Here is a 14,735-nt window from a genome sequence, read left to right on the forward strand (position 1 = left end):
GAGAGCGAGGGCGTGATCACGCTCAACGATGACGGCACGTGGGATCTGAACCCCGACGGGTTGGACGGTGAACAGCGGCTGCAGGTCGTGACAGCCATCCTCGCCTCTCCCAAAATCGACGCCGAAGAACGCAGCGCAATGCTCGACACGATCGGGCTGGACAAGGAGGCACAAACCGACCTCGACCTTTATGCCGGCAACGGCGACGGCATCCTCGACTGGCAGGATGCGGAACTGATCACGGTTGCAAACGACCGGGAAGTCACGATGACAGGGGACGGCATTTTCCTCGCACCCGATGCAGAGCAGTCATCTAATGACGAGGACAACGGCAAGTCGGTCGGCCGCCCCATCGGAAGAATGCTCCGCTACAATAGTCGGCACCGCGATACTGCACCTGTCCAACCCGGGCCAACGCCACCGTTTGAAAAAGAGCGGCGCATGCCAGTCCGCGGGAGAGCATTTGACCCACGCACCGGGCTACCCAGACCCTACGAGCAGATATTCTTCGATGAGAATGGAGACGGTCAATATAATGCGGGCGAAATCTCAACCATCACCGATAGCAACGGGAATTAAAGTTTCGACCGCGTTCCCCCCGGTTCTTACGTCCTCATGGCAGCAAGCGAAGACCTGAAGGCTGTGGATGTCACGAACGGTGTCGACCGCACGGGTCTTCGGGTTCACCGTCCAAGCAACCCACCATATCACGAAATGCGCGCCAGGGATCGCACGAACATTCACTCGACGGATTTATCAGGCTTCGCGGATTCAACCGGACGCGCCTATGATGGATCAGGCACGACGACGTTCGTACTCGACAAGCCGATCAATACCAGTCACCCGTCACTTCAGCGTGGCCCGACTGGTAACGGGTCGGTCACCAATGAAAGCCGTGAAAATACTCAAGGATATCGATTCGAGGACCGCGAAAACCATGGGACAATGGTGGCGAGCGTGATCTCAGGAAAATTCAATGGCAAAAGAGGCGTCGCCCCTGGAACGAAATTAATCGGCTTGACCTCCGGAAACTACACAAACGGCTCACCGCGTCAAGAGCCAACAGCGGTCCTCCCCATCATACTTGGAGAGCTGGAAAAAGTTATAGAATACGCTGAAGAAAATCCTAACAAATCCGTTGTACTCAACATAAGCGCCGTTGCACTTTCGACTATCCCGGTTCCGCGGCAAATGCTTGAAAGACTAGAGGCAGCCGGTGTTATTATCGTCGTGTCTGCTGGCAATTGGAGAGATGTCGACAGCGGAGCGGGCGCTCCTGGCTATTATGACAACGTTATCGACGATTTATATTCACGGTTTCCGAACGTGATCGTTGTTGGATCGGGGGACGAAAACACAGGTGGCCGGAACATTGACAAAGACTCCGTTTTCAATCCGGGTATCGTAACCGTCGTGGACAAGACATTCGGAAAGCGAAATATAGCTGATGGAAGTAACAGCTTTGTCAACGCAAGGGGCACAAGTTTTTCAGCACCTCTGGTGGCCGGTGTGATCCAGCTTTTGCAAGAGCGCGCGATTTCTAAATATGGGCGCAAGTTCCGCCCGGAAGAAATCCGGACACTTCTGAACAAAACCGGCAAAAAGTACTATTACCGCGGGAACGGCGGGGCGGGAGGTCGGAGACCTGACGTCAATCATACCGACGGGTACTACCGCCTTCTGGATCCCCGCGCGTTGATCAAGGCCGGGGATCGGATGATGAGAAATAACAACATCCATGTCGTTGATGTCCAACCCGATCTGCCGGAGACAAATGTTAACTTTTACGGTCCCGCGGAGCGCAGACCCAGAAGCGAGAATGACAGGAAAAGACAACGTATCAGAGAACCGCTGGCCAAGGGCGTCAGAGATCGGCCTGTCGGAAAGCCGACCCCCCCACGCCCACGCCCACCCGGGCGGTCCAGATTTTCAACTGTTGTCAAAGACATCTCACGAACCAACCCGTCAAGGCGGCCGGTTTGGGATGAGGACGCACCGTCAGCGTCTTACATCAGCGAGATTTTCAGCCTTTCGGGCCTGACATTCTTCCGCACCGGCAAGGAAACCAGCCGTGACGCAGCGCGCATGATGCTGGCCCTGGGTGTCTTTACGGTCACCGGCGCCAGTGGTGGCGTCGTTCCGTTGGCTCGCAGCGAAAGTCGCTTTGACGAACTCATTGATCGCGGGGTGATCCGCTACGATGCAGAAGCTGGCACCTATGGCGTGGACACATCAAAGCTGACGGAAGCGGAAAAGGAAGACGTCGCCGACTATATCGACAGCGATGAAAACCTCAGCGAGGACGCGCAGGACAACGCGATGGAGCGGTTGGGCGTATCCGACAATGCCGCAGCCTGAAACGACCCCGGACGCAGACACATGTTAGGGTCAGGACCCATTAATTCCACGCCGCCAGTTTGACTGATTTTGGTCGTGACGAGGCGCAGCCCCGCAGCAATAGTGGTTCTATTGCAAGGGGATGCAACGATGATCACGGCCAAAATCAGCCAAACCCTTCGGGCACAGATTTCACTTCATCTCAGCGGCGCGGGCCGCTTGTCCGTAGAAGAATGGCCTGCGCGTCCCAAACCGCTGATATTTCGTGAAATCTGCGCTGGCGGTGTGGAATTAATGGGTCCTGACCCTAAGCGTCCGTTGACCCGGCCCTGCCCCGGTGCCGCCCATCCCGGCGGCATCGCGGCAAGCCGCAGTCATCCGGTCAGGCCCGGCTCTGGACTATGGCGGTCATAGGTCGCATCATGCCCCGGACATTCAAAAACGAATGCGTATATCAGGGGGATGACTAATGTCGCTAATGAATACCGTGACAAAGATGGCGATTGGCTTTGCAATGGCCAAGGGCATGGACGCAATGAAGGGCAAGGGTGGTCTGGGACAGATCATGCAGGGGCTTGGCGGCGGCGGTGGCGCCCAGCAGGCTGGTGCCGCAGGCGGCATGGGCGGTCTGGGTGACATCATGGGCAAGCTGGGCGGCGGCGGCGGTGCTGGCGGCGGGCTTGGCGATATGCTCGGGCAGTTGACCGGCGGCGGCGGTGGTGGTGCCGCGGCGGCTGGCGGACTTGGCGGGCTGGGTGCCCTGCTGGGCGGTCTTGCGGGCGCACGTGGTGGTGGTGGCGGGCTTGAGGGCCTGTTGAACCAGGACAATCCGGCAGAGGAACCCAACGAGGACGAGGTCGCGCGCCTGATGCTGCGCGCAATGACCCAGGCCGCGCGCGCCGATGGCGATATTGATGCGGCCGAAAAGGCCAGCTTGATGGAATTGCTGCGCGACGGCGATCCGGCGGATGTACAGGCCCTGCAGCAGATACTGGACGAGCCTGTCAGCGCTTCGGCCTTGGCATCGGACACGCCACGCGGGCTGGAAACCCAAGTCTACACCATGTCGCTGAATGCGATCAGCCCGGACAATCAGGCCGAAGCCCAATATCTGCACGAACTTGCTGGTGGTCTTGGCATCCAACCGGCAACGGCAAATGACATTCACGACCGCTTGGGCGCCCCGCGCCTGTATAGCTGACCATCAAAACACAACGCGGCCTGCCCTTACGGGCCGCGTTTGTCATAGCGGCTGTGGCCCTCCGCAAATCTGCTCTGGAAGATTTGGCAGCCGGGCGCTAGTCAGGGCGTCATGATATATTCATCTGCATCCGAATGGCGCAACGCCCCCCAAAAGCGCGTTTTGCTGTTTGCCATGTCCGGCCTGGGCAAGACCTACCTGTCCAACATGCTGCGCAGCGGCGGGGACTGGTTCCACTACTCAATAGATTATCGGATCGGCACCCGCTACATGGGCGAGCTGATTGCAGACAATGCAAAACGCGAGGCGATGAAGGTCCCCTTCCTGCGCGATTTGTTGCGTTCTGACAGTATCTATATCGGGTCAAATATCTCGTTCAACGATCTGCGCCCGATGTCCTCTTACCTCGGCAAACCCGGCGATCCGGCATTGGGTGGGCTCCCGTGGGACGAATATACGCGCCGGCAGGATCAGTTTCAGGCCGCCGAGATTGCCGCCCTTTATGATACAGGGCATTTCATCGAACGCTCGCACCGGCTGTATCAATACCCCCATTTCATTTGCGACACGGGCGGGTCGATCTGCGAATGGGTGGATGTGAATGATCCCGAAGATCCGATCATGGCCGATCTCAGCAGCAAAACGCTGATGGTCTGGATCGAGGGGAGCGACGCACATACAGCCGAGCTGATCCGCCGGTTCGACCGCGAGCCCAAGCCGATGTCGTATGATCCGACATTCCTGCTATCCACATGGCGGGCTTATCTGGACGAATTCAACGTCGCACCCGACAAGGTAAACCCCGATGATTTCATCCGCTGGGCCTTTGGCAAGGCGCTGGCTCATCGCCAGCCCCGCTACAAGGCGATGGCCGACCGCTGGGGTGTGACCGTGCCCATGGATGCGGTCACAAACGTTCACGATACGGAGGGCTTTGTCAGTATGATCGCTGACGCACTTGAGATGCGTGGCTAAGCCGCCTATCTCTGCTCACCCGATCCAGGACAAGACCGATGCCTATAAAACTCCCCTCCGCCCTGCCCGCCTATGACGTTCTGTCAACCGAAGGCGTGATGGTGCTGGACGAAGATGCCGCCGCCCGTCAGGATATCCGCCCTTTGCGGATTGCGCTGCTGAACCTGATGCCCAAGAAAATCGACACTGAAAATCAGTTTGCACGGCTGATCGGGGCCACCCCCCTGCAGATCGAACTGACGCTGATCCGCATGTCAGAGCATCAGACCAAGAACACTGCCGCCGCCCATATGGAAGAGTTCTACAAGACCTTTGCCGAGGTCCGGGACGAAAAGTTCGACGGGCTGATTATCACCGGTGCGCCGATTGAACATCTCCCCTTTCAGGAGGTGACCTATTGGGATGAACTGACCCAGGTCTTTGAATGGACCCAGACCAATGTGCACGCCACTTTCGGGGTCTGCTGGGGTGGGATGGCGATGATCAACTATTTCCACGGGGTCAAGAAACACCTGCTGGATCACAAGCTGTTTGGTTGCCTGCGCCACCGCAACACCGCCCCCAATTCGCCGCTGTTGATGGGGTTCTCGGATGATTGCGTCATCCCTGTCAGCCGCTGGACAGAAATGCGCCAGGACGAGATTGACGCGGCCCCCGGCCTGACGACCCTGATCACCAGTGACGAGGCCGGCCCTGCCTTGGTCGAGGATCCGGCGCATCGCGCGCTCTATATCTTCAATCATTTTGAATATGACAGCGGCACGCTCAAGCAGGAATATGACCGGGATATTGCTGTGGGCACACCGATTAATGTGCCGGTGAACTATTATCCGGATGATGACCCGACGAAACAACCGCAAAACAGGTGGCGAAGTCACGGACACCTTCTATATGGCAACTGGATAAACCAAATCTACCAGACCACCCATTTTGAGTTGGACAAAATTGGCACGTAAAGCACTGACAATCACCGCAGCCGCCATCGGACTGGGCGCCCTGTTGACCGGCGCAAGCGCTGCATACCGGTCCGGCAAGGCCGAAGACCTTTACCCGCCCATCGGATCATTCGTCGAGGTGACCGGCGGGCGTGTCCATTACGTACAGGAAGGCACCGGCCCGCATCTGGTATTGCTGCATGGTGCTGGCGGAAACCTGCGTGAATTCACCTTTGATCTGATGGGCCGGCTTAGCGACAGATATACGGTAACCGCCTTTGATCGACCGGGCCTTGGCTATACCGACAGGGTGCCGGGTATCGCAACTGGTGCGCTGACCACCGAAGGGGACGGCCCCCGCGAACAGGCGCGGATGCTGCGCGAGGCGGCATCGGTGCTGGGCATCGAAAACCCCATTGTGGCGGGCCATAGCTTTGGCGGTATCGTCTCATATGCCTGGGCGGTTGAGGGGCTTGATACCGACAGCCCCGTGAATGCATCCGCCCTTGTTTCACTGGCCGGTGTCACAATGCCTTGGCCGGGCGAGCTGGGCGGTTATTACACCGTCAACGGCAGCGCCTTTGGCGGGGCCGTGACGATCCCGCTGATCACCGCATTTGTGCCTGACAGCCGGGTTCGCAGCGGGATCGAAGGCATTTTTGCACCGCAATCACCGCCCGAGGGATATGCCGATTACGTGGGGGCAGCGCTGACCCTTCGGCTGGATAGTTTTCGCGCCAATGTCAGGCAGGTGAACACGCTGCGCCCCAAAGTGGTCGAGATGGCGGCCCGCTATCCCGAACTGACCCTGCCGATCGAGATTGTCCATGGCACTGCGGACACGACCGTTCCGATCCAGGTACATGCGGAAGAAGTGATCAAGATCGTCCCTTCGGTGAATATCGTGCCGCTGGAAGGGGTTGGGCATATGCCCCATCATGCGGAACCCGGGATCGTGATCGAGGCTATTGACAGGGCGGCGGCGCGGGCGGGCCTCGGGTAGGTCCCTTATGCTCTTGCGCCGGGTCATTGTGGATTGAAACCCCGGGTGGGCAGACCCGAATTGCGCTGGCCCCCAGAAACCCCCATATAGGTTGAACAAGATCGGGAGAGTTTGCATGGATTTGCCATTTGATGGCGGTATCAGCCGGTATTATCGCGAGGACGCACCCAAAGACGTGCGTGCGGCTGTCGCTGATGCCGGCAAATCCGATATTCTGAACCCTGCATTTCCCTATGACAAACGCTGGGACAAGGCGGATTACGAAGACGCGCTGGAAAACCTGCAGATCGAACTTGTCCGGATGCAATCCTGGGCCAAGGAGACTGGTCAGCGCGTGGCCATCGTCTTTGAAGGGCGTGACGCGGCGGGCAAAGGCGGCACGATCAAGCGCATTCGCGAAAACCTGAACCCGCGCAACACCAAGGTTGTGGCCCTGTCCAAACCGACCGAAACCGAGGCCGATCAGTGGTATTTTCAACGCTATATCGCCCATCTTCCGGCCAAGGGTGAAATCACCATTTTTGACCGCAGCTGGTATAATCGCGGGGTGGTCGAACATGTCTTTGGGTTCTGCACCCCCGATCAGCGCGAACGCTGGTTCACCCAGACCCCGGAATTTGAACATATGCTGGTTGATGAAGGGATCACATTGATCAAGATCTGGCTGAATGTCGGTCGCGCTACCCAGCTCAAGCGATTTCTGGATCGCGAGAAAGATCCGCTCAAGCAGTGGAAACTGTCCTGGATCGACGTTGAGGGGCTTGGAAAATGGGACGCATACACGGACGCGATTGGCGAGACCTTGACGCGCACTGATACGACCCCTGCCCCATGGACAGTGGTGCGATCCGACGACAAACGCCGCGCGCGGGTCAATGTCATTCGCGCAATCCTGACCCAACTGGATTACACCAACAAGGATCCAAAAGCCCTTGGCGCGGTGGACTCCAAGATTGTCGGAGGCATCGACCACTGGCATGCCTAAGCGCGGTTATCACCACGGAAATCTGCGCGAAGCATTGATCAACGGCTGCTTGCGACTGATCGAAAAGCGGGGTCCGACGGGGTTCACGCTGTCAGAAGCCGCGCGCGAGGCGGGCGTGACGCCGGCGGCGGTCTATCGCCACTTTGAAGGCCGCGAAGACCTGATCGCCGCAGCGGCCCATGAGGGCTATGAGATGTTCGGCGACCTGATGGAACATGCCTATGGCAATGGCCAGCCATCCGCACTGTCGGCATTTGAATCGACCGGTCGCGCCTATCTCGCCTTTGCCCGAAAATACCCGGGCCACTACGTAGCCATGTTCGAGTCCGGGATTTCGATCAACCGCACACCGGAGCTGAACGCCGTTGCCACCCGCGCCATGGGTGTGCTGGAAAAGGCCGCCGCCGAGCTAAGCCAGCATATCCCTGCTGAAAAACGCCCGCCGCCACAGATGTTCAGTGCGCATATCTGGGCGATGAGCCATGGCGTCGTGGAGCTGTTCGCGCGCGGCAGCCCGGGCACGCAAAGCCCCTTCCCGCCCGAAGACCTGCTAGAGACGGGGATCGGCATTTACCTGCGCGGGCTTGGCCTGCTGGAACCCGATAGCTGAGGCCACGCCATGGACAGCCGATTTGCCGTTTTCTTCTTTATCATGGGCGGCCTGGATACCTATCTGAATGATTGTGAGGCCAAGTGCCTGCAAGAAAGCGAAGCGCCTGCCCGTCTGAGCATCCAATATGGCGATACCTATTTTCAGGAAGAGGTGATCGGCGATGAGATCTACGGCATCTACGATCTGCCCAAACGTTATGGCGCGTTTCAACCCACCTTTGGGGCCAGCTTGACCAGCGATGATGATTTCTGGATCGGCGCGGGCGGTAAATGGACGACAGAACGCGTCAGTGACGGCCCGTTTTTTATTGAGTTGTCGTTGATGCCAGGTGTGTATTTCAGCGGCGACGGGCCTGATCTGGGCTTCCCGCTGCAATTTCGCGGCGCGTTGGGCGCGGGTTTGCGCCTTGATACCGGGTCAAGCATATCCGTGTTCTTTGATCACCGGTCGAATGCCAACGCGACCGAGACAAATCCGGGGATCGAGACATTGGGCATCCGCATTTCGCAGGAATTCTAAAACCCTTCCGCGCGTCGCTAGCGCAGCAGGATCAGCGATCTGGGGTCCCATCCCACGCGCGTCTGGTCCCCGATTTCCAGCACCGGGCGTCCGATCACGTTCTTCATGGCGATATTCAGTGGCGCGTCAATCCCCGCGACCCTGACATCGTAATAGGTCATATCGCCGTAATAGACGACCTCATCGACAACGCCTGCGATCTCTTCTGCCGGGCTTGTTTCGCCGTCAAACAGGATGCTGAGCGCCTCGGGCCTGATCCCGGCGACGCTTGCATCCCCCTCGGGCAATTGATCGGGGGTGATTGGGGCGCGACCGAGGCCCGCAACGGTTGCGGTTTGCGCATCAACTTGGGCTGGTAAGAAGTTCATTTTCCCTATGAATTCGGCAACCTGCCTGCTGCACGGGCGCCGGTACAAGGTCTCGGCGTCCGCCAGTTGTCCGATGCGGCCTTCAAACATCACCGCAATCCTGTCCGACATCACCAGCGCCTCTTCCTGATCATGTGTGACCAGAATAAAGGTGATGCCCACATGACGTTGCAGTTTCATCAGCTCGACCTGCATCTGCTCGCGCATCTTCTTGTCGAGCGCTGACAGCGGTTCGTCCAGCAACAACACTTTGGGCTTGAGGATCAGCGCGCGGGCCAATGCAACCCGCTGGCGTTGCCCGCCCGACAGGGCATGCGCCGCCCTGCCCCCGTAACCTGCAAGGCCCACCATCGCCAACGCCTCTGGCACGGCGGTTTTGCGGTCTATATCGGGGCGTTTGCGCAGGCCAAACGCTACGTTTTCGGCAACGGTGAGGTGCGGGAAAATCGCATAGGACTGGAACACCATATTCGTGGGCCGCAGATTGGCGGGCACACCCGCCATGTCCCTGTCACCGATGGTCACAACACCGTCCGAGACATCCTCGAACCCGGCGATGGTGCGCAGCAAGGTTGTCTTGCCGCAGCCTGACGGGCCCAATAGCGAAAAGAACTCGCCCGGGTTGATCGTCAGGTTGATGTCCCGCAGCGCGTGATAATCCCCGTAATATTTGTTCACACCCTCCAGCGCGATCAATGGCTTCACAGAAAACCCCCTTTATCCTTGACCCCGGCGCGCGCCAGCCCGCGTCTGCGCAACATCTCCGCCGCAATCAGGACGGCCACGGATAAAAGCACCAGGATCGTCCCAAGCGCCATCACCACCGGAAGCGAGGCGGGAAAGCGCAGCAACCCCCAGATATAGACCGGCATTGTCGGTTCCGCCGCCGACAGGAAGAAGGCGATGATGAACTCGTCCAGCGAAATCGTGAATGCTATCAACAGGCTTGCGATGATCCCGGGCATCACCAGTGGCAAGGTGACCCGCCAAAACGCGGAAAACCGGCTTTCGCCCAAATCCATCGCCGCCTCTTCCATGGCCGGGTCGAGGTTCTGGAATGCCCCATTCAGGATGGCGATGCTGAACGGGGTACAGATCAGCACATGTGCGGCGATAATGGTCCAATGCGACAGGGGCAAATCAAGGATTTGCACGACCACCACAAGCAGTGACACAGCCACGATAATCTCGGGCAGGACAAGCGGCAGCATGATAAACCCCACGATCCCCGCCTTGAGGGGAAACCGATACATGGCCCCCGCACGCGCGGCACAGACGCCCAGAATGGTGGATAACAGGGCCGTCACCACCGCGATAAACAGCGAATTCCGGGCCGCACTCAGCAGTGCCTTGTTGGTCCATAATTCGCCGAACCATTCGGTTGTAAACCCTGTCAGCGGAAAGGCGATGATTGTCGCATCATTGAACGCAAAGAGCGGCAGCAAGGCAATCGGCGCATAAAGAAAGATCAGATAGGCGATGGCATAGAGACGCAGGCTCATGTGCGGCCCCGCAACCAACGCCGGTTCAACAACACAAAGCCAAGGCTGATGGCCGAGACGCTAAGCATCGCGACAATCGCCAGTGCTGCCCCCAGTGGCGCGTTGTTCAGCGCCAGAAACTGAGTCTGGATCATATTGGCAATCAGCTTGCCGCCTGCCCCGCCCATCAGTTCCGGCGTCACGTAGTCGCCAATTGTGGGGATAAAGACGATCAGCACCGCCGCCACCACACCGGGCATGGCAAGCGGCAGCGTGACCCGGAAAAACGTCATGACCCGGCCCTCGCCCAGATCACGGGATGCCTCGATCAATGACCTGTCGATCTTTTCGAGCGCCACAAAGATCGGCAGAATTGCGAAGGGGGCGAAAGCATGCGCCAGCGTGATGATGACGGCGTTGACGTTGTAGAGGATGAAGGTCAGCGGCTCTTCGATAATGCCCAGATTGATCAGGCCGGTATTCACAACCCCGGAATAGCCAAGGATGACCTTCCACAGGAAAACCCGGATCAGATAGGAGGTCCAGAACGGGATTGTGATCAGGAACAGCCAAAGCGATTTCCGGCTGGGCCGCACATGAAATGATACAAAATAAGCCACTGGAAATGCGAGCAAAACTGTCACCGCCGTCACACAGGCCGATACGAAAATCGACCTTTGCAGCAAAGCCCCGTAAATCGGTTTGTCGATGATCTCGCGGTAGTTATCCAGCGTGAAACTGGTATCGACCGTCATGAAATCCTGTGTCCAGAAACTGAACAGGACAATCGCCAGCAATGGAACAGCCAACAGCAAAACCGCATAGAGCGCCGGCGGACTGACCATCAGCAATCCGCGCCCTGTTTCGGTTGAGGTCAGTTTACGCCACATCCCAACAATGTTTGTCGCAAGCACCAAAAAGTGCAATGCCCAAATCGGTGGCCACCCATCCCAAAACGAAAAAAGGCGGCCCCGATGGACCGCCTTTCTGTGATGATGTTTCGAGCGATTAGCGCTTGGAGAACTGGAAGCTCTTACGGGCCTTGGCCTTACCGTATTTCTTCCGCTCGACCACACGGCTGTCGCGGGTCAGGAAGCCTGCGGCTTTCAGCGCCGGACGCAAGGATGGATCATAAAGCTGCAATGCCTTTGACACACCATGCTTGACCGCACCGGCCTGACCGGACAGGCCGCCGCCCTTGACTGTGGCAACCACGTCAAACTGACCTGTGACGCCAGCAACCGAAAACGGCTGGGCCAGGATCATCTGCAGCACCGGACGTGCGAAATAGGTGTTCATTTCCTTGCCGTTCACGGTGACCTTGCCAGAACCGGGCTTGATCCAGACGCGGGCAATCGCATCCTTCCGCTTGCCGGTTGCATAGGACCGGCCCAGTTCGTCACGAACGGGTTCACGGGTGATCACTGGTTCCGCGACAGGTGCATCGACGGTTTCGACACCTTCGGCGACTTGGCCCAGCTCTTCGAGCGAGTTTACTTGATCGGCCATTATGCTGTCCTCGTGTTCTTTTTGTTCATGGAAGCAACATCCAGAACTTCGGGCTTCTGGGCGTCCATGCCATGTTCAGCGCCTGCAAATACGCGCAGGTTTGTCATTTGCTTGCGGCTCAGCTTGCCGCCGGGCAGCATACGCTGAACGGCTTTCATCACAACGCGCTCTGGATGCGCACCTTCGAGGATCTCTGCCTTGGTCTTGGACTTGATCCCGCCGGGGTGGCCGGTGTGCCAGTAATATTTCTCATCACGCTTGTTGCCGGTCATCTGGATTTTTTCAGCGTTGATGACAATCACGTTGTCGCCCATATCCATGTGCGGCGTGAAAGAGGGCTTGTGCTTGCCGCGCAAGCGCATCGCGACGATCGACGCAAGACGGCCCAGAACAACGCCTTCAGCGTCGATCAGGATCCATTTCTTGTCGATATCCGCCGGGGTTGCGGTAAAGGTTTTCATATCTCACCAATATCGTTGGGGTGGCACGGGGCCACAGTCATTCGGATTGGGGCGGTATAAAGGACCTGCATGCGCAGTCAAGCGCCGTGCGTCCTGATTAAATAAGCAAAAACAACGTGTTGAAAATTAGGTATCATTTTACCCCATCAACTTTCCATGCGCACATCCGGATTCGCCAACAAGTCATTCATAACCCCAAGTGCTGCTAAATACTGCGGCTCTGATCCGCATGTTGTCACGGCCAGCCGGACAGCATTGGGCGCACTTGCATTGGCAAGGGCAAACTCATCCGCCGGACGCACACTGATCCCTGCCCGCTCGCAGGCCAGGGCAAAGCTTGATGCGCGCCATCCCTGCGGCAATTTCAGCCATAGAAATGGCACATCTTCACGCCAGCGCAGGTCCCATCCCCCTAATCGGTTCACCCCAAGGCGGACCCGCTGCGCGGTATGTGCAATCACCTGATCGCGGACCCGGGCCGCATCCCCGCGTGTTACAAGATCGGTTACGACATCTAGCATTGGCTGCGCCACCCCGTGAAACGAGCTTTGCGCAACTTGCTGCAATGCCTTGTGCCGTCCCATCGGCGCAACCGCATAGCCAAACCGCAGCGCCCCGCTGACCGATTTGGTCAAGGATGATATGAAATACGATTGCTTCGGCAAAATCGCGCGATAGGCCGGCACTACCGTTGGCGCGATGGAATGGCAGTCATCTTCGATGATCGTCAGGCCAAACCGCTCTGCCAGCGCGGCGATTTCCTTTTTGCGCGCATAGCTTGTCTTGGTGGTTGTCGGGCTGTGTACTTCTGCCGCCGTCAATAACACCTGCCCCCCGTGGGTGCGATAGGTTTCCGCCAAGGCCGCCGGGATGATGCCGTCGTCATCCATTTCCACGCCGATCACCTCTGCGCGCAACAAGCGCGCGGCGTGCCGGACACCAGGATAGGCCAGTTCTTCCGTCAGAATGACCGGGTGCGCGCCGTGCAATTCCGCCTGCAATGCAAGGATCACGCAGTTCTGCGCGCCATTGCCAAGCACAACATGGTCAGCATCCAGGCGCCCGACGCGCCCGGCCCCGATCCAATCGACGATAGCCGCGCGTGCCTCGAAATCCGTTTGGGGGGTTGGGTAATTGATGTGCCGCCGCCGGTGCGATTGCCCCAGCCGGATCAGGGCGTCGTCAATCAACAACCCCTGGCCCACATCGGGCACACGGCTGCTGCGAAATTCTGCTGTGTCTTCGTCAACCTCGTGAATCAAGGCCGGCACAATGGCGTGTGCATTGCGGCTTTGGCCAGCCACAAAGGTGCCGCGACCCACCTCGGCCACCAGCCGCCCTTCATCGGTCAGCAGGCTATAGGCGCGCGCCACCGTGCCCGGGGTCACCCCCACACGGTAAGCCAGGTCACGCACCGGCGGCAGTTTTGCCCCGGCGACAAGCGCGCCAGACCCGATCCCGTCGCGAATGGCTTGTGCAAGCGCCTTATACTTCGATTTCCCTGCACCCGTCAGGCTTGGTTGCCAAATTGTATCCGGTACAATCAATTTATAGACCCGTAATTGTTCATATTGTACCGTGAAATTGTAGCATTCCGCTACATTGTGTCAATACAATTGAAGGAATAGACCCATGTCACACGCGCTGAGAACTGCGCAGATCGTCGCATTGAATGAATACGCTCCGCTGCCTCTGGTCGCTGATCTTGCGGTTCGTTTTGCGGTGGTCGTGACCAAATGGGACCGATTGCGCAAAACCCGCAAGCAATTGCGCGGACTGGACAAGCATTTGCTGCGCGATATTGGCCTGGATGCCTTCACCGCCCAGGCGGAAGCATCCAAGCCTTTCTGGCAGGACTGACATCCTGCATCTTCCGAAACTGGGCCGGATCTGATCCGGCCCTTTTTTATCGTGGCGGGATCGAATAGGTCAGGGAGGCCCGCGCGACAGGCTCTGCAAGTCCTTCGGAATAAAGCAGCGCATCGCCAACTGCCAGAACACGCCCCAGTTTCAGCAGACGCGCCGTGCAAAGCATGTCTACCCCGGCGGCGGGCTTGCGCATGAAATCAATGGCACAATTTGTGGTCACTGCCAGTGCGACCGGACCAATCCGGGCCAGAATAGCCAGATACATGCCGATATCCGCCAATGCGAACATTGACGGGCCGGATACAGTGCCGCCAGGGCGCAAGTGCCGCTCTGCCACGTGCAATCTGATGACCACCCCTGTTTCGGTCAGTTCCTCAACCCGAAAGTCATCACCCATTTGCGGAAAATGGGTCGCGACAAACCGCTCCAGTGCCGGAATATCCATCTGCAGTTCCATCTTGTCCCCCGCTGCATTACCG

17 protein-coding genes are annotated in these 14,735 nt (G+C 58.2%); 10 read left to right on the forward strand and 7 right to left on the reverse strand.

The features are described from left to right. Positions 1-12: 12 nt before the first annotated feature. The 9 genes from AABB31_RS04050 (at position 13) to AABB31_RS04090 (ending at position 8,568) form a co-directional block, all read left to right on the forward strand. Complete coding sequence (locus AABB31_RS04050) at positions 13-579, forward strand: hypothetical protein (protein ID WP_342075727.1); 567 nt, start codon at positions 13-15, stop codon at positions 577-579. Positions 580-615: 36 nt separating this feature from the next. Next, positions 616-2,358, forward strand: a complete 1,743-nt coding sequence (locus tag AABB31_RS04055) for a S8/S53 family peptidase (protein WP_373635451.1) — start codon at positions 616-618, stop codon at positions 2,356-2,358. Positions 2,359-2,815: 457 nt separating this feature from the next. Further along, positions 2,816-3,538 carry a DUF533 domain-containing protein gene (locus AABB31_RS04060; RefSeq protein WP_373635452.1) on the forward strand — a complete coding sequence of 241 codons (723 nt, stop codon included), beginning with the start codon at positions 2,816-2,818 and terminating at the stop codon, positions 3,536-3,538. 111 nt (positions 3,539-3,649) lie between these two features. Next, a complete protein-coding gene (locus tag AABB31_RS04065; RefSeq protein WP_373635453.1) occupies positions 3,650-4,513 on the forward strand; it encodes an ATPase in 864 nt (287 codons plus the stop codon). 38 nt (positions 4,514-4,551) lie between these two features. Then, the gene (metA, locus tag AABB31_RS04070; RefSeq protein WP_342075723.1) at positions 4,552-5,469 is read left to right on the forward strand and encodes a homoserine O-succinyltransferase; all 918 of its coding nucleotides are present in this window, start codon (positions 4,552-4,554) and stop codon (positions 5,467-5,469) included. Beyond that, a complete protein-coding gene (locus AABB31_RS04075) occupies positions 5,459-6,451 on the forward strand; it encodes an alpha/beta hydrolase (protein WP_342075722.1) in 993 nt (330 codons plus the stop codon). Before metA ends, AABB31_RS04075 begins: the two co-directional genes overlap by 11 nt. Before the next feature lie 115 nt (positions 6,452-6,566). Further along, a complete protein-coding gene (gene ppk2, locus AABB31_RS04080; protein ID WP_342075721.1) occupies positions 6,567-7,436 on the forward strand; it encodes a polyphosphate kinase 2 in 870 nt (289 codons plus the stop codon). Further along, entirely contained in the window at positions 7,429-8,046 is a 618-nt protein-coding gene (locus tag AABB31_RS04085) for a TetR/AcrR family transcriptional regulator (RefSeq protein WP_342075720.1), read from the forward strand. Before ppk2 ends, AABB31_RS04085 begins: the two co-directional genes overlap by 8 nt. 9 nt (positions 8,047-8,055) lie before the next feature. Then, the gene (locus AABB31_RS04090; protein ID WP_342075719.1) at positions 8,056-8,568 is read left to right on the forward strand and encodes an acyloxyacyl hydrolase; all 513 of its coding nucleotides are present in this window, start codon (positions 8,056-8,058) and stop codon (positions 8,566-8,568) included. Between the two features lie 17 nt (positions 8,569-8,585). Here AABB31_RS04090 and AABB31_RS04095 read toward each other — a convergent pair whose 3' ends face one another. The 6 genes from AABB31_RS04095 to AABB31_RS04120 form a co-directional block, all read right to left on the reverse strand. Then, positions 8,586-9,641, reverse strand: a complete 1,056-nt coding sequence (locus tag AABB31_RS04095) for an ABC transporter ATP-binding protein (protein WP_342075718.1) — start codon at positions 9,639-9,641, stop codon at positions 8,586-8,588. After that, a complete protein-coding gene (locus AABB31_RS04100) occupies positions 9,638-10,438 on the reverse strand; it encodes an ABC transporter permease (protein WP_373635454.1) in 801 nt (266 codons plus the stop codon). Before AABB31_RS04100 ends, AABB31_RS04095 begins: the two co-directional genes overlap by 4 nt. After that, positions 10,435-11,307 (reverse strand): ABC transporter permease, encoded by an 873-nt coding sequence (locus AABB31_RS04105; RefSeq protein WP_342075717.1) that lies wholly within the window; start codon positions 11,305-11,307, stop codon positions 10,435-10,437. Before AABB31_RS04105 ends, AABB31_RS04100 begins: the two co-directional genes overlap by 4 nt. A 118-nt stretch (positions 11,308-11,425) precedes the next feature. Further along, entirely contained in the window at positions 11,426-11,926 is a 501-nt protein-coding gene (rpsI, locus tag AABB31_RS04110; protein ID WP_342075716.1) for a 30S ribosomal protein S9, read from the reverse strand. Then, on the reverse strand, positions 11,926-12,387 hold the full coding sequence (rplM, locus tag AABB31_RS04115; protein WP_342075715.1) for a 50S ribosomal protein L13: 462 nt from the start codon (positions 12,385-12,387) through the stop codon (positions 11,926-11,928). Before rplM ends, rpsI begins: the two co-directional genes overlap by 1 nt. 146 nt (positions 12,388-12,533) lie before the next feature. Next, positions 12,534-13,934, reverse strand: a complete 1,401-nt coding sequence (locus tag AABB31_RS04120) for a PLP-dependent aminotransferase family protein (protein ID WP_373635455.1) — start codon at positions 13,932-13,934, stop codon at positions 12,534-12,536. Positions 13,935-14,019: 85 nt separating this feature from the next. Here AABB31_RS04120 and AABB31_RS04125 point away from each other — a divergent pair, with 85 nt between their 5' ends. Then, positions 14,020-14,247, forward strand: coding sequence for a DUF1127 domain-containing protein (locus tag AABB31_RS04125; RefSeq protein WP_342075713.1), 228 nt, complete (start codon positions 14,020-14,022; stop codon positions 14,245-14,247). A gap of 46 nt (positions 14,248-14,293) precedes the next feature. Here the strand turns inward: AABB31_RS04125 and AABB31_RS04130 are convergent, their stop codons facing one another. Next, positions 14,294-14,713 (reverse strand): PaaI family thioesterase, encoded by a 420-nt coding sequence (locus AABB31_RS04130; RefSeq protein WP_342078892.1) that lies wholly within the window; start codon positions 14,711-14,713, stop codon positions 14,294-14,296. Positions 14,714-14,735 lie beyond the last annotated feature (22 nt).

It is taken from the genome of Yoonia sp. SS1-5, assembly GCF_038443705.2.
Lineage (GTDB): Bacteria > Pseudomonadota > Alphaproteobacteria > Rhodobacterales > Rhodobacteraceae > Yoonia > Yoonia rhodophyticola.